Genomic DNA, 17,667 nt, shown 5'->3' with positions numbered 1-17,667 from the left:
GGAGAAATGTAATGACAGTAACTGAAATAAAAGGAAATGTTCGGATTGAAAAGGATTTTTTAGGGGAAAAAGAGGTGCCTGTAAATGCCTATTACGGCATCCAAACATTGCGCGCTGTCGAGAACTTCCCTATTACAGGATATACAATTCATGAAGAACTAATTAAAGCTTTGGCCCTTGTCAAGAAAGCGGCGGCTCTTGCCAATATGGAAACAAAGCGCCTGTATGAAGGGATGGGCAAAGCCATAATAGAGGCCGCTCAAGAAATCATCGACGGCAAGTGGCATGATCATTTCATTGTCGACCCGATTCAAGGCGGCGCAGGTACATCAATGAACATGAATGCGAATGAGGTCATTGCCAATCGTGCGCTTGAATTAATTGGGAAAGAAAGAGGAGACTACTTCCATATTAGTCCGAACAGCCATGTGAATATGGCTCAGTCTACGAATGATGCTTTTCCGACCGCGATTCACATCGCAACATTGAATATGTTAGAAAAATTATTAGACACAATGGAATCTATGCATGGCGTATTCGAGCAAAAAGCAAAGGAATTTGACCGGGTCATCAAAATGGGCCGTACTCATCTGCAGGATGCTGTACCGATTCGATTAGGTCAAGAGTTTGAAGCATACTCCCGCGTAATTGCCCGCGATATCAAGCGCATCAAACAATCACGCCAGCATTTATATGAGGTGAACATGGGCGCTACGGCGGTGGGAACGGGCTTGAACGCAGATCCTCGCTATATTGAGCGTGTAGTGGAGCATCTTGCCGATATTAGCGGCTTATCGCTCGTGGGAGCCGAGCACCTTGTGGATGCAACCCAAAACACAGATGTTTACACGGAAGTATCGGCAGCACTTAAAGTATGCATGATGAACATGTCCAAAATTGCCAATGATTTGAGATTGATGGCCTCCGGTCCTCGCACGGGATTAGGCGAGATAACATTGCCTTCCCGTCAGCCTGGTTCTTCCATTATGCCGGGGAAAGTCAACCCTGTAATGGCTGAGGTCATTAATCAAGTGGCGTTTCAAGTTATTGGAAACGACCATACGATTTGTCTTGCATCTGAAGCAGGGCAGCTGGAACTGAATGTTATGGAGCCTGTTCTCGTATTTAATTTACTTCAATCCATCAGTATTATGAATAATGCATTTCGTGCATTTACAGACTATTGTTTAAAGGGAATTGAAGCAAATGAAGAAAGAATGAAGGAATATGTAGAAAAGAGTGCCGGGATTATTACGGCGGTAAATCCGCATATCGGCTATGAGGTTGCTGCACGTATTGCGAGGGAAGCTATTTTAACCGGTCAGCCGATTCGCGAATTATGCTTGAAATATGACGTATTATCAAACGAAGAGCTTGATCTAATTTTGGACCCTTATGAAATGACTCACCCTGGTATTGCAGGCGCAGTTCTTTTAAATAGACAGTAAACTTGTACATGTCAAGCAAAGGAGGGCGGAGCGGCCCTTTTTTGTTTGACATAAGGGATAGAACTTCGAGGCTGCCTTATTTTTATTGAGAATCAACAGCAGAGGTTGATTGGAAAAGGAAGGGATTATATGTATAAATTCAAGGTTGGTCCGAATGGGGATGTGGAAACTGCCTTACGAGGTGCGGAATTAATGGCTATACCGTTGTTGAATAAGGGGGTTGCATTCACGGAGGAGGAGAGACAGGAGCTGAATTTAACAGGATTATTGCCGCCGGCAGTACTAACGCTTGATGAGCAGGCACGCCGCGCTTATGAACAATTCTGCTCGCAGCCGAACGATTTGCATAAAAATGTTGCGTTATCGGCACTGCATGACCGAAACGAGGTATTGTTTTACCGGGTGCTGACGGACCATTTACCAGAAATGCTTCCAATCATATATACACCGACAGTCGGGTTAGCAATCCAGCGTTACAGCATTGAATACCGCCGGCCGCGCGGGGTGTATTTATCTATTAATGATGCAAGCGGCATTGAACAAGCATTTAAAAACTTCGGGGCGAGTGCGGAAGATATCGATTTAATCGTTATTACCGATGGGGAAGGCATTTTAGGGATCGGTGACTGGGGTGTTGGCGGTATTAATATCGCGATTGGTAAATTAGCTGTTTATACAGCCGCAGCAGGAATCGATCCCGCACGTGTCATGCCTGTAATCTTAGATGTGGGCACTGATCGTGAAGAGCTTCTGAACAACCCGTTCTACATCGGTAATTGCCATCCCCGTGTTCGGTATGGGCGGTATGATGAATTCATTGAGCAGTTTGTAAGTACGGTGGCGAGAATGTTTCCTAATGCTTTGCTGCATTGGGAGGATTTCAGTTCCCAAAATGCGCGAAGCATTTTAGAAAAGTATCGAGATAAAGTGTGTACATTCAATGATGATATACAAGGTACAGGGGCTGTATCGCTTGCTGCTGTGCTGGCGGCAGTGCGCGCTTCCGGTATTCCGCTCAGTGAGCATCGTGTTGTCGTATTTGGGGCGGGTACAGCCGGTATTGGAATTGCTGATCAGGTGCGCGATGCCATGGTACGGGAGGGGCTTTCATGGGAATCGGCGAACCAAAGATTTTGGTGCATTGACCGGAATGGTTTACTGGCAGATGATATGGACGTATTGTACGACTTCCAGCGCCCATATGCGCGTCCTGCTGAAGAAAAAAATGCAGGATCAGGCTTAGCTGAAGTCGTTCGACAAGTACATCCAACTATTTTGATCGGAACTTCAACGGTTGCGGGGGCATTCACTGAGGATATTGTGAAAGACATGGCAGCGTACGTTGAAAGACCGATAATTTTACCTCTGTCCAATCCGACTCCGCTTGCGGAAGCAAAGCCTGCTAATCTAATCCATTGGACAGAGGGAAGAGCACTCGTAGCAACAGGAAGTCCGTTTTCTCCTGTTACATATAACGGAACAGAATATGAAATCGGACAATCCAATAACGCTCTTATTTTCCCGGGGCTTGGACTTGGAACAAACGTCTCCCGTGCCAGTATCATCACTGACGGCATGTTTGCTGCAGCAGCAGAAGCTGTGGCGGGAATGATCGATGTAAGCAATCCAGGTGCGCCTTTACTTCCGCAGATTGAGAATCTTCGTGCCATTTCAGAAATTGTCGCGATAGAAGTGGCAAAGGCGGCTGTTGCCGATGGTGTGGCACGAATAAAACATGACGATATTAAGCAAGCAGTTCGAAATTCAATGTGGGAACCGGTGTATCGGCCTATAAAAGCGGCGAAAGAAACAGTTATGGTATAATGGGCGAAAATACAGCTTGTTTTGATAAACAAGCTGTATTTTCTTATATAACTAGTAGTGTATGGGGGTCAATTGTGTTTATAACTACAAGGCGGCGGTTTGTTAGTAGCAAAAATCAGGAAGTGGCGGATTTGAGAACGGATCAACTGCAAAGCAAAGATACCTGGATCGTTATTGCTCTTATGGTTATAGTACCAATCGCGGGTGAATTGAACTTTCATCCATTCGATAATGTATTTCGTGTCAGTTTCGGAACACCTATTTTCTTCTTTTCTTTATTGTTCTTTCGTAAAATTTCACCTGTAGTCATGGGGCTGCTAGTAGGAACGTCAGTATCGGCGTTCCGGGTTTTATTGGATTGGATGGCGTCGGCAGACTTTAGCCTGGCAGTATCTCTTACCGAACGTTATCCGACGTTTTTCTACTATTTTACATATGCCTTCCTGTTTTATTTGATGAGGGTGAATCGTTTTCAACATCCTTTGCTGATTGGATGTTTCGGTATTACAATTGAAATCACATCCAGTCTTATTGAACTAATGCTTTTTCATCTTTTTGTATTGGGAACGGCTGTGACGATAGGGGCATTGAATAAAATCATTATTATCGCAGTGTTTCGAAGCTTTTTTGTTTTGGCCTTCATCAATATGATGAAACTGTACGAACTACGACTGAAAGAATCGCAAACTCGGAGGGAGAATGAGAATATGCTCATGCACCTTTCCAATTTGTATGTAGAGTCTGTTTATTTGAAAAAGACGCTGCAAAATGCAGAAACCATCACAAAAGAATCCTACAATCTATATCGAAACATGATTGATTTTAAACAAGGCCAAGGACTTCCCATTGAAAATTGGGGGAAAAAAGCTTTACGGATAGCCGGAGAGGTGCATGAAATAAAAAAGGATAACCAAAGAATCTTTGCGGGACTTTCAAAGCTCATATCAAGCGAAAGTCTGCCGGAATATATGAATGTACATGAATTAGCGTACATAATAGTTCGAATCAATCAGAAATATGCAGAGCTGTTAGGGAAGAAAATCAAATTTATTTCGCAGATTAGGGGAGAGCATCCAAATTATCACATTTACCTTATGCTGTCTTTTATCAACAATTTAGTCGCGAACGCAGTAGAAGCGATTGAAAATACAGGCACAATCACCATTTCAATAGATAAAGAGGATAATTGGCTCGAGTGTAAAGTGATTGACGACGGTCCGGGCGTTCCTTCTAAATATAAACATCTCATTTTTAAACCGGGGTTTACTTCTAGATATGGAGAAGATGGAACACCGTCCACGGGAATCGGTCTATCTTTTGTAAAAGAAATGTCAGAGGAATTGGGAGGAGAGGTAACACTCCAAACGAGTGGGAAAGGATGCATTTTCATTATCCGGCTGCCGATCCTCTGTCTTGCCGAGAAAGGGTGAGTTTATGTTTTTTTATATTACGGATGATGATGAAGTCTTTCGATCTATGCTATCACAAATTATAGAGGATGAAGAATTGGGTGACGTTGTAGGAGAAGCGGATGATGGTTCATTACTAGATGCACATACGCTGGCAATGAAGCATGTCGATATTTTATTCATTGATTTACTGATGCCGATCCGGGACGGAATTGAAACCATTCGTGGCATTGCGCAGTCATTTAAAGGGAAAATCATTATGATTTCCCAAGTAGAGTCTAAAGAACTGATCGGGGAGGCTTATTCACTTGGAATCGAATATTACATCACGAAGCCGCTGAACAGAAATGAAGTATTATCGGTTGTACAGAAGGTCATGGAACGCATTCGTTTGGAGCAGTCTATACAAGACATTCAAAAATCACTCAGCAATGTATTTGATTGGAATTCCGCCAAGGAACAAAAGTCTGCCTCCGAGGAAAAGAAAATTACAGATTGGGGGCAAGTTCTTTTATCCGAACTCGGCATAGCCGGTGAAAATGGAAGCAAGGACTTGCTGGAAATCATCGATTATTTATACCATTATGAGAAAAAACTAGCATTTGAGACGGGATTTCCTATTTTAAAGGATATCTTCACCCATATCAGCTTAAAAAAATTAGGAACGGCCGCTTCGCAAGATGAGGTTGACAGGGAGAGAAAAGCGTCCGAACAGCGTGTTCGCCGAGCAATTTACCAATCATTGAACCATTTGGCCTCTCTTGGCCTCGCTGATTTTGCGAATCAGAAATTTGAGAATTACGCGTCGAAGTTTTTTGATTTTACAACAGTGCGTCAACGAATGACGGAATTGAAACAAGCATCTTTAATTTCATCAACGCATACGCGGATTAATGCCAAGAAGTTTATTCAGGTGTTGTATTTTGAAGCAAAACAGCTGGTAGATGAGGGGTATTAGAATGTAAATAGGAGCCTGGGATAGCAGCATGGTTCCAACTATTATTGGTACTTTCAAAGGCCCCCAACCATATTGGTTGGGGGTCTTTTTTTGCCTAACTTTGCTAGGAGTCTAAATACTTGAGTCTTTTTTTTAAATAGGCAGATCTATCACGAATGAATTGAAAAATCACTTCCGGTTCCCCATCAAATAATTCGATATCCTTCTTTTTAAACGGATCTTGCAGGATATGCGGCCGTAAAGCTTGATGCATAGAAGTAACTTTATTTTCTAAATAAGGAACTGTGAACTGAGTTTCTAAGATTTCTTCTAATATGTTTCTGTAAAGCGTGCGAAACTCAGGTACTTGCAGGAGAAGAAATGAAAGATGGTTGGTATTTCTACCTCCAATAGGAACATAATCGTACTTCATAATACCCCCGCTAATTTTCCGGCCCCAGGTGCCATCATAATCCCAAGGAATGAATTCAAACAACCCTGTTTGGCTGTTACGATAAAGGGCATAGTTATGGGTGAATCCATCATTATTCATGGTGCAAACCGCGCATGCCAGCCACTGTGCGTATTTATTTATGTCAATGAGTTTGAAAATGATCCGGGGGAAGTCGGAGAGTGGGATACTATTGACTTTTTCTACTAGTTCGATGAGGTATTTATAATCGGATTCATTCCCAAATGCTTTTTGGTAGCCTGAAGTAAGAGACTTCTTCTGTTTGCCCTTTTTGTACAGTGAAAAGTTGGCGCCATTACCTACAGCATATAAAATCGGCCCTAAAGGGAGTCCTCTTCTTCTCAAGAACATTTCATCCACGGATTCTAATTGTAGATACACCCCTTTTAAAGAGCCATTTCTTATTAAATTAACATGCTTACTTTCCGGCGATAAGACACCAATGTCTTGAAAAAAGTCGAGAGAAAGTTTGTTGCGGAGGAGTGAGGGATCTCTGTATTCTGCATTAAGGTGAATGACATGTGCATCCGAAACGGTTTTTGGTTCTATGAACTTGATCATATATGATTTTTTACGGAATTCCCGGGTATAGGAACCTCGGTAGCAAATATCAACATTATAGCGGGTATCACCCACCTGTAAACAGGCAGGAACAGGGTCATCGCTCCAAATATCATTCCTAAGATCTTTTAGATCCGCTTTTTTTATTTCTAAAAAATATGATGGAATTTGGTAGGGTATTTGTTCCATAAAAAACACATCCTTAATAAGCTTAATTCATCCTATTAAAGGCGTGTATAAAATGCTCAAGATATTGCTCAATTCCTTGCAATTTAATTTTCAAACAAAGCAGATGTAGTTTCTCCCCGCATCCGCTCTTAGTTGACTAGTTGGTTTTTAACTGCATACAGGGCGGCCTGTGTCCGGTCCGCCAGTTCAAGCTTTGCTAAAAGGTTCGATACATGAGTTTTAACCGTCTTTTCGGTAATAAATAATGCGGCAGCAATTTCCTTATTGCTTTTTCCTTTCGCGATTTCTTTTAACACATCTAACTCCCGCTTGGTTAATTCCTCTAGTAAATTCTTTTCCTGCTTGCTTTTATTGGACAAATTGGCGAGTAAATGTGAGGTAGCTTTTGGGTGAAGCTGATTTTCCCCGCTGATGATTTTTTTAATCGATGTGACCAGCTCATCAGGCTGAATGTCTTTTAATTGGAACCCGGAAGCACCAGCTTCGAGCGCGGGAATGACCTGATCTTGGTCCGAAAAACTCGTCAGCATCATAATTTTAATTTCGGGCTGCTTTTCTTTTATGATCTTTGTTGCCTGGATTCCGTCCATTTCCGGCATGACGAGGTCCATTAAAATAATATCTGGCTTTAACAACTGGGCCTGTTGAACGGCTTCTTTGCCATTGGCGGCTTCCCCGATAATTTCAAGGCCTTTTTGTGTTCGAAGGAAAAAGACCAGGCCTCTTCTGACGACATGATGGTCGTCAGCTATTAGGATGCGTATACACATGTGAATTCTCCTCTCTAAAAAGGTATGCGGACCTCTATCGCTGTCCCGCTACCTGGTCTACTCTTTATGAAAAATTGTCCGTTAAGCGATTCTGTCCGTGTTCTTATGTTTTTTAACCCTAATGAGAGAATTTCAACATTTTCTCCGTAATGGAAGCCGCATCCTTGATCCTTAATGGTCATCACAACGAGGTCCTTAGCGGCATGAAACATCAAGGTCACATCGGTGGTCTGGGAATGCTTCTTACAATTGGCTAACGCCTCCTGACCGATGCGCCACAATGCTTCCTCGACTTTTCCAGGAACGCTCGCTGCTCCTGTAATCTCGGTATCGATGGATAGGCCAAGCATTTCAGCATAACTTCTCAAGGCGCTAACGATGCCATTCTCTAGACCAAGCGGGCGCAGCTGCCAAATCAATGCTCGCATCTCACCAAGCGCTTCCTGAGCTAAGTCCTTAATATAGACGAATGTATGTTTCACTTCTTCTTGTTCAGTCATTTCCACTCCTGCCCTTGCTGTTAAGCTGAGGGAAAATAACAGTTGATTAACGGAATCATGAAGATCTCTTGCCAGCCGGTTGCGTTCCGCCACAAGTGCGGTTTCTTGTTCCCTCTGGGTAAGTTTTATGCGTTTTAGCGCCGTGCCGATTTGATAGGCAACAGCTTCAAGTAATGCAAGTTCATTTTTGTTGAAATGTGTCTTATAAGGCGATCCAACATTTAAGATTCCAAATCGTTCATCTCCAGCCCCTAGCGGAACGGTGGCATGATGGGTCAGTCCGCAAGTTTCACCAGCATGTTCTTCGATCGCTTCCTCAATTCGTTTACATTCCATAATATTCGTAGCTTTAGTTAATTTTTTATTATTGTATTTATTGACGCACCAACACCCGCCCTGGCACATTCGTTCTTTTTGGTTAGCTGCCAAAGCAGGGGGCAGAGATTCGTCGGCTGCGAGGTGATGCGTCCCTTGCTCATCCATTAAAAAAATCCATCCAGTCTGTAAACCAGTTACTTGGAGAAGTCTTTTCAATACGCCGGACAGCACATTGTTTGTATCCGTTCCTTCATTTAATAACTCAGCGATTTCTTTTAAAATCCCAATATCATTATTCTTCTCAGACATTCTATTCTCCTCCACTGTCTGCATTTACTGTAATTATAACTTAATGGATGGAAGGTTGACGTTAAAAACTTGACTTTGAACGTCATGGAACAGGCTTAGCTTGTAAGCAATCGACTCCTCGAGATTATCAACTTTAAAACCATAATGGTGGAAACACACGTTCGGTGAAACCTTGGATTATATGATTAAATTCATATCGCCAAACTCGTGCCATAAATAACCTGCGACGATGGCATGATTGTATGCTTGCAGCAAATGCTGCTCTGATACAAAGGCGGACAGCATATCAAGGTGGCTCGCTTGGGGTTCATGAAAACCAGTAATGATTCCATCGGCTATTTTTAAAGGATATTGCTGATCGATATAGAGATTGGTTGTGCCCGATAGGACTCCGCTTTTGGCTGCACTTTCAAGAGCACGAACAACGGTGGTGCCAACCGCAATGACTCGTTTGCCAGCGGCTTTTGTCTGGCGAATCCGATCCATGGTTTGTTCAGAGATTTGGTACTCTTCGATATTTTCTTCAGGTGACTGCTGATAGGTATCGTCGATTAAATAACTTAGTCCTGTATGCAGTTGGATAAAGTCGAAATGGATGTTCAATCGCTTTAATTTGAAAATTAGCTCCCAACTGAACGCTCTGCCTGCTGAGGGCATTTCCACAGAACCGGGATGACTGGCAAAAATGGTTTGATAGTAATCAAGATCCCATGGCTTCTCGATATATTCATAACGAATCGGCTCTCCAAGGGCATAAATACTATTAAATAATTCCGTACCTTGTTTTGTAAATTCAATGATTTTTAATGGAGAATTACCTTTTTCTGCAATTACGATTGCAGAAAATTCTGATGAAAACTCGAGTATGTCACCTGGTTTTACGGGAGCGGCAACGATTAATGCCTCCCATAGAGCTTCCTGGCATCGTCTGGCCAGACGCACTTCAACATGGGGTATGATGGGTTCTGTGTCTCGAATACAATTGGCGTGTAAGACCGCGGGGATAGTTCGACTGTTATTGGCAATAAGCAGGTCGCCGGGCTCGAGATAATCTGCAAGCTGGAAAAAATTATCATGCTTGATGTATCCGGTTGCCCGGTCGAGAACCATCATCCGGACATGATCCCTTCGCACACCGCGTTTTTCAGGGGGGAGGGACGCATTTAATTCATTAGGCAGGTAAAAATCTAATGCTCTTGTTGCCATCACAATTCCTCCTCTGCTTGAGCCTCAAAGCGCTGGCCATTTATTGCGGCTGCCTTATCTGATGCTAGATAAAGAAAGATTTCGATGACATCTTCTGGCTTAGCTAATGGGTAATTGCAATTTGGGACTGCTAATTGATGCATATCTGTGTCCATTTCACCGGGATCGACCATGTTTACCCGAATATTCGTCTCCTTTAATTCGTCTGCCCAAGTCTGGGTGAGGCCTTCCACGGCGAACTTAGAAATTCCGTACGCACCCCATCCTGCATAACCCGTATGGCCAGCTTCCGATGTTACATTGATAATTGAACCTTCGTTCCGTTCGAGCATCCCTGGAATAACCCTTCTTGTCACAAGAAAGGGCGAAACTGCATTTACTCGCAGCACCTCCGCAAAGTCTTCCTCTGGGTAATCGAGCAGTAGAGGCATTGGACTGGGGCCAAGGATCGAGGCATTATTAATTAAGACGTCAATGTGGCCAAATGCCTCCTCAGTCATCGCAATGAATCGTTCTACATCACGTGATTTGGAAATATCCGCGGTAACTGCGAGAACCTCCGCACCTAATTTTTTAACTTCTTCTTTCACTTTTAAGAGTTTTTCTGGTGTCCTTGAGCAGATGGCCAGTTTAGCTCCTTCCTTTGCAAAAGCCAGTGTCAACGCTCTGCCCAGCCCCTTAGACGCGCCAGTAATCATTACAACTTTATTATTCATATCGTCTCTCCCCTTTGTTTCTTGATGTTTTAAGCATAAAGGTTTTTGTAAAATCATCCTTCGGAAAAAAGCTTGAAGTTTATCTACAACTTTAGGATGAGAAATTGAAGAAATAGCGAGTGAATTGATGTCATTGACGATCGAGCAAGGGAAAAAAGAGTCGCTAGGGTAGTCAATAAGGGAGATTGATGACCTAGCAAGGGGAAAAAAGAGTCTCCAGGGTAGTCAATAAGGGAGATTGATGACCGAGCAAGGGAAAAAAGAGTCGCTAGGGTATACAAAAGGGGCGATTGAAGACCGAGCAAGGGAAAAAAAGAGTCTCCAGGGTAGCCAATAGGAGCGATTGACGACCGAGCAAGGGGGAAAAAGAGTCCCAGGGTATTCAATCAGTCAATCGTCCCTACCCTTATGAACGAAAAAGAGTTGCCTTGGTAAATCTATTCATAATAAGTCCATTGCCCAAACCCCATCAAAGTATAGTTTTGTTTAAGGATTCGACGTATTTGCTTCTTAGACCCAACCCCACACCACTCAAAAACCAGATTCGTTGTAATTTTAATACCAGGAAAAAGCAACACTAATTCCTCCACACACCGTAATACAGCAGAATCGATTGTTTCTATGTGCCCGCATTTACTACAGACAATCATCTTCCCTTCATCAGGAATGATCAACAAGTGGCAATTTCCACAAATAACTCCCTTTTTCAGGTGACCAAAGTTATAAGCGGGATAACGGGTAAAAGGATTGTCCGTTTGGTGCAATGAGATTAGTTGATCAGCAAGTATTTTGTGGCGGTTCGTTAGTTTTGAAGGAATCTCGTTTAATTTTTTCATCAGACTGTTTAGCTGAGTGGGGTGAATAATTGGCTCTTTTAATGGGGCTTGGTATAAGGTGAAATTGGGGTGTACAAAGGTTACGTCGCCTTCAATAGGTAAGTAAAAACCAAGATCTTTAAGTAATGGACGAAGGAGCAACTTACTTCGTTCTAATTGATGTAAAGGATTACTAATTTCATCCTTGGATGATTTGGGGTAGAAATTTCCCGATTCATATCGATAATCCCCCTCATAGTTTTTTATTTCATATGGATAAATCGTATGTTGAGAAATAATAAGTGTATCAATTTGAAAAAAAGATTTATTCTGCTCAAGGCTTAAATCATTTAAAATGTATAAATCATTTTTTAACTCCGAAGTTAGCTGGTCAAAGAACACCTCCCCCTGGTATCCCTTTTCAAGGTAAGCAAGACGCTGCTTGTCCTTGAAAGGCAACTCCATTCGTACATTCAATGAACTCAGAACTCGTAATTCCTTTGACCTCACACGAGACTTATAATGCGGCATGTGCCACTTCCTCTCCATCATTTTTTGGAACCACCTCTTATTTTACAAAGAACCGCATACTAATGGTTTGAATTCTTTGTTAACAATTTAGAGTCACACCCGATAAAAATTGGCAACTTAATTCTTTGCATTTCTTCTGAACCCCAGATAAAGAATAGTTCTAAGAGGTGAAAAGAAGTGACAGTCATTACGACCTTTAAGGAAAAAAAACGGGAAAAACAAATAAAATATGAACGATCAGTCCTTCGGGAATTATCGATCAATACATTAAAAGAACGAGTCCAACAATACTTTGGCTCCACCAAAATTGTTTCCAGCCTCATCATGAATACAGGAATTGAAGAAGCATGTTATGATATCGCACTTGAAGCTTTTTTATTGGGGGCAAAATATAGCAAGTTTGGTTATCATGGTGAAACCTTAGATGATGTTCGAAAACGCTGCTACCGAGAAGAAAAACATCTTATTGATACGTTATATAACTTTTTCCTTTATTGGGGGAGCGGTGAAGAAGGCGTCATGAGTGAATCACTTTACTATTTATGTGAGCAGTATATCCATATCTGGTGGAGAGAGGGCTATGAAAAAGGGCAAAGACGCCACAAGCTCCGTCTGCACTAAGGTCTGGCATTTCTTCCTGTTCTAATTCCCCCCTTTGTCCCATATAGTTTAGAGAATAGGGACGAGCGGGAAGGAATGATAGGGGTGTCAAAACGAAGACTGAAAATAATTAGTTTTATTGTAGGCTTATTTGTCTTATTTTTCGTTTTACAATATGACTTTGCTGAAGATGACTCATTGAATGCGTGGAATCTTCCGTTGTCAGGAAAAATCATTTTGCTTGACCCGGGCCACGGCGGACCAGATGGCGGCGCAGGAACGGGTCAAACCTTAGAAAAAGACATTGCCTTAGAGATTACCAAAAAAGTTCGGGATTACTTGCAAATGCAAGGTGCCCTTGTCATTATGACCAGAGAAACAGATACCGATTTAGCAGCATCTGATACAAGAGGCTACAGTCGAAGAAAAGTGGAGGATTTAAAAACTAGACTGAAGATGATTAACGACGGTGATAATGATTTTTTTGTCAGTATTCATTTAAATGCCATTCCATCTTCCAAATGGAGCGGAGCTCAAACCTTCTATGCACCACAATATAAAGAAAATGCAGAGGCGGCCAAGTTTATCCAAGACGAGCTGCGGACAAATTTAAAGAACACCACACGTAGAGCGAAACCTATTAATAATGTCTATATCTTAAAAAACGCGAAGAAACCTGGCGTTTTAGTGGAAGTTGGCTTTTTGTCCAACCCTGCAGAAAAGGAAAAGTTAAAAAAGGATTCCTACCAGGAGAAAGTTGCCGTTTCCATCTATCAAGGTATCACTCGATATTATACGAATGAAAAAGAACTCGTCGAGCCAGAGTATTGAAGGTGGAAAAACACCTTCTATTTTTTTGAATGTCTAGCTCCAGCCCCCTAGCGGCTAGTGTCCTTCGCTCTCCGCCCTACGATAAGTCAAGCACGAATGCGCCTCCGGCTCTTCGTGTTTCCTTTATCTCGGTTGGAGCGCTCCAGGCCATACGCCGCTGACCAGGGGGCTTACGCTTTTCTAATTAAAAATACCTGTGATTCATTTAACTGTTTCTTAACTTGGATATGATATACTGAGAGATGGAAACGAATTCAAAATGTGAGGTGCTTTTTATGTTAACAGAGGAAAGAATCTATGAGGTTCTAGGCAGCCTGAAGGAACCATTTTTACATAAAACATTAGCTGAATTAAATGCTATTGTGGAAATAAAGATCAAAGAAGAAAAGAACCATGTAAGCGTAAAAGTGGCAATCGCAAAAACTGGTACAGCGGAGCAGCTCCAATTACAAACACAAATTGTTAATTTGTTAAAAGAAGCTGGGGCGGCAACGGTGGGAATCCGCTTTAGCGAACTACCTGAAGAAGTATTAGCAGCAAATCGCCATGCGGAACCAGAAAATAATGAGACAAATTTGCTTCATTCAAATAAAACCACTTTCATTGCCATTGCCAGTGGAAAGGGCGGCGTTGGTAAATCAACGGTGTCGGTGAACCTTGCTGTCGCGCTGGCGCGTCTAGGCAAAAAGGTTGGATTAATTGACGCCGATATTTATGGCTTTAGTGTACCTGATATGATGGGAATTACCCAGAGACCTGTAGTTAGGGGAGAAAAGATCATCCCTGTCGAACGTTTCGGTGTCCAAGTTATCTCCATGGGCTTTTTTGTGGAAGACAATTCACCAATTATTTGGCGTGGACCCATGTTAGGAAAAATGTTAAACAGCTTCTTTAGTGAAGTAGAGTGGGGCGATATCGATTATCTATTATTAGATTTGCCGCCAGGTACTGGGGACGTGGCTTTAGATGTTCATACCATGCTGCCGGCATGTAAAGAAATTATCGTTACTACTCCACATCCAACTGCTGCGTTTGTTGCAGCGCGTGCGGGTGCAATGGCACTGAAAACTGACCATGAAGTTCTTGGTGTCATTGAGAACATGGCCTACTTTGAAAGTAAGCTGACTGGTGAAAAGGAATATGTATTTGGACAAGGCGGGGGAGATAAATTAGCGGAGGAATTGAATACCGAAGTTCTTGGCCGTTTGCCGCTTAACCAGCCCGATTGGAACGACGAAGACTTTGCACCATCAATTTATCAAGAAGACCATCAGACTGGAAAAATTTATTTAGAAATCGCTGAAAAAGTAACTGCCTTACTTAAAAAATAAAAAGATGCAAAAAGAGAAGCCCTTTCCTCCTGGAAAAGGCTTCTCTTCATTAGATAGTATGGGTCAAGATAAAAAATTCACCTCAGCTTCCTGTATCGGTCTTACTGCCGCTGTCGGAACTTTGGCTTTTACCAGCGGATTTACTAGCCGCTTCTTCTGCTGCCTTTAAGAGCAATTCTTGTATTTTTGCTTTAAACAAGGGGCTATCTAGTGTTTCTGTTATGACTTTTTGTAGATGTGCTCGGTACTCTTTGCTTTTTAATGCATCTGCCATCTCTTTTTGGATTTCCGGCTCTTTAAAAACCTCAATCATCATTCCTCTATATTCGGGGTCATTCATTAATTCCTTCAGTAATTTTTTGTTTTCAGACTTCAAGTTTTTTGAAACGCTTTGTGCGAATTTAGGATCACTAAACGTTTTTTTCCAATAATCTTTTGCCTTATCCGATGTGAGAGTTTGCTGGATCGTATCAGAGACAACTTTTTGATCCATTACCAGCTTTTCCTTCATGCCATCACTGGACATTACTTCTTGGAGTGCTTTTTTCCCATCATCCGTTTTAAGAATATCAACAACCATCTTTTTCGTTTGTTCGTAATCAACTTGTCCTCCGCCGCTGGATTCATTGGCTGAACAGCTTGTCAAGAACACCAAGATGGGCAGGAGGCACAATATGCTTTTTGCTTTCATTAATAAGCCCCTTTCACATAAAAATCCTTAAGTTTAGCATGTTGTAACTTGTGAAAGATTATTCGTACAGAATCATAAATTATGGATTTTTCAAATTTGGCTTGGTACAATCATAATGTTGATTATTTTTGTATTCTGGAGGTTTATAGTGTGACAAGCCGTAATTGGGTAAAATTATTTTTAAGCACATTATTAGTGGGCGGAATCACAACGGCTATTGTGGGCTTTATTGTTCGCTGGAATGAGTTTGAGCCCTATTTTACTGAATTTAAACTCATTGATATTTTGTCGACCTTGATTTGGTTAATTGTCATGGGCTTTTTGTTTAGTGTTATTAGCCAAATGGGCTTTTTTGCATATTTAACGGTTCACCGTTTCGGTTTAGGGATCTTTAAATCTGTTTCCTTGTGGAATGCTGTACAAATTGTTCTTATTCTATTTGGTTTATTTGATTTAGTTTATTTGCGGTACGACAATTTTGCTGACCCGGGTGATTCTGTTCTTCCATACTTTGGTCCCGCTATCATCCTGTTAATAGTTGCGTTAGCGGCAGCATGGTATAAAGTAAAACAGACCAATCGGGATGCGTTTATTCCTGCCGTATTTTTTATGATTGTGGTTACTTTAGTTGAGTGGGTACCAGTCCTTCGTGTAAATGAACATAGCTGGCTTTACCTCATGATGTTTGCATTAATGGCGTGTAATGCTTACCAACTTTTGATTTTGCATAAATTAAACATTCAATCACAGCAGGAGAGACAAAAGAGGGAAAACCAAGCCCAAAGTAATAAACCTGTAACTAAGAAAAAGACAAAAAAACCGTCCATTTAAAGTTGGACGGTTTTTTGTGTTATCTAATTTCCTTTGAACTGGCCTCACCGTTAGCTATTAATTCTGATACAGAAACAAGTTTAAATCCTTTTTGGCGAATTTCCTTTAAAATCAATGGCAATGCTTTGGCTGTTTGCTTTGCTGAATCGGAAGCGTGAAGCAAAACGATATCGCCTTTGTCTGCTTTACCAACGTTCTTGACAATGGCTGGAATCCCTGGATTATTCCAGTCCTTTGAATCGACACTCCAATGGACTACTGTATATCCATATCTTTTGGCGATTTTTAAAGTCCGCTCATCGAAGTGACCGGTTGGAGCTCGGAGCAACTTAATATCCTTCACATTTAGTTTTCTGAAGGCTTCTTGTGCTTTTGAGATATCTTGGCCGATTTTTACATCTTCCAAGTCCCGATAGTCTTTGTATTCGTAGCCAAGAATACCGATTTCATAACCATCCTTTATGATTCGATTAACAATGTCTGGGTGTCGCTCGGCCCATGAACCAGCTAAGAAGAAAGTAGCTGCTTTTACATTTTCCCTCTTTAAGGTATCTAAAATAGGCTCTGCCTTTTCATCACCCCAACCGATATTAAAAGTAAGAGCAAGACCCTTTTCCCCTCTATAAATTGCTTTCGGACCATCCTTTGTTGAAAAGACAGGAATTTGCGTAAGGTTCTCTATGTAGAGAAACCATGCCGTAAAAAACGCTGCAATTAAAATAAGTGAAATGTTCTTCAAAGACTTCCCGTTAACTACAAAAAATTTCATCGTCCCCACCTCGTCCAATACTGTCCTTGTCTCAACCTATGCGGACTTTTTTTAAAATATGAATAGAAAATCTTATAATAAAATCTCAAAAATTGGAAAAGACTACAATTACTAGATATTACGCTGGAGGTTATTCAATGTTTGGACTTCTAATAAATGATAAGGAAGTAAAAGAAATGGAATACCTTATTAAAAGAGAAATGGATGAAATTCTTTTTGATTTAAGAGATGATCGTATAGATCACATAGTAAAGAGAGCGATGGAAGAAAGATATAAAGTATTATTTACCCTTTTTCGAAGAGTAGCTTCACCACATGATTGTCTAAAGTATATGAGGAGAGGAAAGAAGGATAGGAAAAAGGGATAAAAAAAGATTCTTTTTTTATGCAAGAACCGTTGACAATAAATAAGTATCTTGGTATATTAATAAACGTCGCTGCTGACATAAATAAAACTTCAAAAAAGTTGTTGACATTATGTTTTGCAGGTGATATATTAATAAAGTCGCTTTTGAGCGATACAACAAATTGCTCTTTGAAAACTAAACAAACAAAATCGTGCAAACAAACAATAACTTTTAGTTTCAGAAATGAAACTAAGCCAACGTA

General features: G+C 41.4%; 17 protein-coding genes. 9 read left to right on the top strand and 8 right to left on the bottom strand.

What is annotated here, in order from left to right:
- Positions 1 to 11: 11 nt before the first annotated feature.
- The 4 genes from aspA to COJ96_RS12280 all read left to right on the top strand — a co-directional run bounded on the left by aspA (position 12) and on the right by COJ96_RS12280 (position 5,639).
- Entirely contained in the window at positions 12 to 1,448 is a 1,437-nt protein-coding gene (gene aspA, locus COJ96_RS12295; protein ID WP_098573625.1) for an aspartate ammonia-lyase, read from the top strand.
- A gap of 129 nt (positions 1,449 to 1,577) precedes the next feature.
- Positions 1,578 to 3,272, top strand: coding sequence for an NAD-dependent malic enzyme (locus COJ96_RS12290; protein WP_306460591.1), 1,695 nt, complete (start codon positions 1,578 to 1,580; stop codon positions 3,270 to 3,272).
- A gap of 131 nt (positions 3,273 to 3,403) precedes the next feature.
- Positions 3,404 to 4,702: a sensor histidine kinase gene (locus tag COJ96_RS12285; RefSeq protein WP_098573622.1), complete on the top strand. Its 1,299-nt coding sequence runs from the start codon at positions 3,404 to 3,406 to the stop codon at positions 4,700 to 4,702.
- A gap of 4 nt (positions 4,703 to 4,706) precedes the next feature.
- The gene (locus COJ96_RS12280) at positions 4,707 to 5,639 is read left to right on the top strand and encodes a response regulator (protein ID WP_098573619.1); all 933 of its coding nucleotides are present in this window, start codon (positions 4,707 to 4,709) and stop codon (positions 5,637 to 5,639) included.
- A gap of 103 nt (positions 5,640 to 5,742) precedes the next feature.
- Here the strand turns inward: COJ96_RS12280 and COJ96_RS12275 are convergent, their stop codons facing one another.
- From COJ96_RS12275 to COJ96_RS12250, 6 genes are all read right to left on the bottom strand, one after another.
- A complete protein-coding gene (locus tag COJ96_RS12275) occupies positions 5,743 to 6,840 on the bottom strand; it encodes a CotH kinase family protein (RefSeq protein ID WP_142332995.1) in 1,098 nt (365 codons plus the stop codon).
- Positions 6,841 to 6,968: 128 nt separating this feature from the next.
- The gene (locus COJ96_RS12270; RefSeq protein ID WP_098573616.1) at positions 6,969 to 7,610 is read right to left on the bottom strand and encodes a response regulator; all 642 of its coding nucleotides are present in this window, start codon (positions 7,608 to 7,610) and stop codon (positions 6,969 to 6,971) included.
- A gap of 14 nt (positions 7,611 to 7,624) precedes the next feature.
- On the bottom strand, positions 7,625 to 8,737 hold the full coding sequence (locus COJ96_RS12265; RefSeq protein ID WP_098573613.1) for a GAF domain-containing sensor histidine kinase: 1,113 nt from the start codon (positions 8,735 to 8,737) through the stop codon (positions 7,625 to 7,627).
- A gap of 177 nt (positions 8,738 to 8,914) precedes the next feature.
- Positions 8,915 to 9,943, bottom strand: coding sequence for an S-adenosylmethionine:tRNA ribosyltransferase-isomerase (locus COJ96_RS12260; protein WP_098573611.1), 1,029 nt, complete (start codon positions 9,941 to 9,943; stop codon positions 8,915 to 8,917).
- Positions 9,943 to 10,659: an SDR family NAD(P)-dependent oxidoreductase gene (locus COJ96_RS12255; RefSeq protein ID WP_098573608.1), complete on the bottom strand. Its 717-nt coding sequence runs from the start codon at positions 10,657 to 10,659 to the stop codon at positions 9,943 to 9,945. The genes COJ96_RS12260 and COJ96_RS12255 overlap by 1 nt, the downstream gene beginning before the upstream one ends.
- A gap of 437 nt (positions 10,660 to 11,096) precedes the next feature.
- Positions 11,097 to 12,026 (bottom strand): nuclease-related domain-containing protein, encoded by a 930-nt coding sequence (locus COJ96_RS12250; protein WP_257148497.1) that lies wholly within the window; start codon positions 12,024 to 12,026, stop codon positions 11,097 to 11,099.
- Between the two features lie 156 nt (positions 12,027 to 12,182).
- Here COJ96_RS12250 and COJ96_RS12245 point away from each other — a divergent pair, with 156 nt between their 5' ends.
- From COJ96_RS12245 to COJ96_RS12235, 3 genes are all read left to right on the top strand, one after another.
- The gene (locus COJ96_RS12245) at positions 12,183 to 12,626 is read left to right on the top strand and encodes a YbaK family protein (RefSeq protein WP_098573605.1); all 444 of its coding nucleotides are present in this window, start codon (positions 12,183 to 12,185) and stop codon (positions 12,624 to 12,626) included.
- 84 nt (positions 12,627 to 12,710) lie between these two features.
- Positions 12,711 to 13,436 carry an N-acetylmuramoyl-L-alanine amidase CwlD gene (gene cwlD, locus COJ96_RS12240; RefSeq protein WP_306460590.1) on the top strand — a complete coding sequence of 242 codons (726 nt, stop codon included), beginning with the start codon at positions 12,711 to 12,713 and terminating at the stop codon, positions 13,434 to 13,436.
- A 275-nt stretch (positions 13,437 to 13,711) separates the two neighbouring features.
- Positions 13,712 to 14,767 carry an Mrp/NBP35 family ATP-binding protein gene (locus COJ96_RS12235; RefSeq protein ID WP_098573599.1) on the top strand — a complete coding sequence of 352 codons (1,056 nt, stop codon included), beginning with the start codon at positions 13,712 to 13,714 and terminating at the stop codon, positions 14,765 to 14,767.
- Positions 14,768 to 14,849: 82 nt separating this feature from the next.
- Here COJ96_RS12235 and gerD read toward each other — a convergent pair whose 3' ends face one another.
- Complete coding sequence (gene gerD, locus COJ96_RS12230) at positions 14,850 to 15,458, bottom strand: spore germination lipoprotein GerD (RefSeq protein ID WP_098573596.1); 609 nt, start codon at positions 15,456 to 15,458, stop codon at positions 14,850 to 14,852.
- A 150-nt stretch (positions 15,459 to 15,608) separates the two neighbouring features.
- On the opposite strand from gerD, the gene COJ96_RS12225 reads away from it, so the two are divergent.
- Positions 15,609 to 16,289 (top strand): KinB-signaling pathway activation protein, encoded by a 681-nt coding sequence (locus COJ96_RS12225; RefSeq protein WP_098573593.1) that lies wholly within the window; start codon positions 15,609 to 15,611, stop codon positions 16,287 to 16,289.
- Positions 16,290 to 16,308: 19 nt separating this feature from the next.
- Here COJ96_RS12225 and pdaB read toward each other — a convergent pair whose 3' ends face one another.
- A complete protein-coding gene (gene pdaB, locus COJ96_RS12220; RefSeq protein ID WP_098573590.1) occupies positions 16,309 to 17,058 on the bottom strand; it encodes a polysaccharide deacetylase family sporulation protein PdaB in 750 nt (249 codons plus the stop codon).
- Between the two features lie 137 nt (positions 17,059 to 17,195).
- Between pdaB and COJ96_RS12215 the strand changes: the two genes are divergently transcribed.
- Positions 17,196 to 17,426 carry a hypothetical protein gene (locus tag COJ96_RS12215; protein ID WP_026565703.1) on the top strand — a complete coding sequence of 77 codons (231 nt, stop codon included), beginning with the start codon at positions 17,196 to 17,198 and terminating at the stop codon, positions 17,424 to 17,426.
- The last annotated feature ends 241 nt before the right edge of the window (positions 17,427 to 17,667 follow it).

Source organism: Bacillus sp. AFS073361 (assembly GCF_002567005.1).
Lineage (GTDB): Bacteria > Bacillota > Bacilli > Bacillales > Cytobacillaceae > Neobacillus.
This window is presented reverse-complemented; position numbering and strand designations above follow the sequence as displayed.

Bases quoted from the DNA above. Each gene is read 5' to 3' on its own strand.
- pdaB (WP_098573590.1), bottom strand. From the start codon at position 17,058: ATGAAATTTTTTGTAGTTAACGGGAAGTCTTTGAAGAACATTTCACTT.
- COJ96_RS12280 (WP_098573619.1), top strand. From the start codon at position 4,707: ATGTTTTTTTATATTACGGATGATGATGAAGTCTTTCGATCTATGCTA.
- COJ96_RS12260 (WP_098573611.1), bottom strand. From the start codon at position 9,943: ATGGCAACAAGAGCATTAGATTTTTACCTGCCTAATGAATTAAATGCG.
- gerD (WP_098573596.1), bottom strand. From the start codon at position 15,458: ATGAAAGCAAAAAGCATATTGTGCCTCCTGCCCATCTTGGTGTTCTTG.
- aspA (WP_098573625.1), top strand. From the start codon at position 12: ATGACAGTAACTGAAATAAAAGGAAATGTTCGGATTGAAAAGGATTTT.
- COJ96_RS12270 (WP_098573616.1), bottom strand. From the start codon at position 7,610: ATGTGTATACGCATCCTAATAGCTGACGACCATCATGTCGTCAGAAGA.
- COJ96_RS12215 (WP_026565703.1), top strand. From the start codon at position 17,196: ATGTTTGGACTTCTAATAAATGATAAGGAAGTAAAAGAAATGGAATAC.
- COJ96_RS12275 (WP_142332995.1), bottom strand. From the start codon at position 6,840: ATGGAACAAATACCCTACCAAATTCCATCATATTTTTTAGAAATAAAA.
- COJ96_RS12255 (WP_098573608.1), bottom strand. From the start codon at position 10,659: ATGAATAATAAAGTTGTAATGATTACTGGCGCGTCTAAGGGGCTGGGC.
- COJ96_RS12265 (WP_098573613.1), bottom strand. From the start codon at position 8,737: ATGTCTGAGAAGAATAATGATATTGGGATTTTAAAAGAAATCGCTGAG.
- COJ96_RS12235 (WP_098573599.1), top strand. From the start codon at position 13,712: ATGTTAACAGAGGAAAGAATCTATGAGGTTCTAGGCAGCCTGAAGGAA.
- COJ96_RS12250 (WP_257148497.1), bottom strand. From the start codon at position 12,026: ATGATGGAGAGGAAGTGGCACATGCCGCATTATAAGTCTCGTGTGAGG.
- COJ96_RS12290 (WP_306460591.1), top strand. From the start codon at position 1,578: ATGTATAAATTCAAGGTTGGTCCGAATGGGGATGTGGAAACTGCCTTA.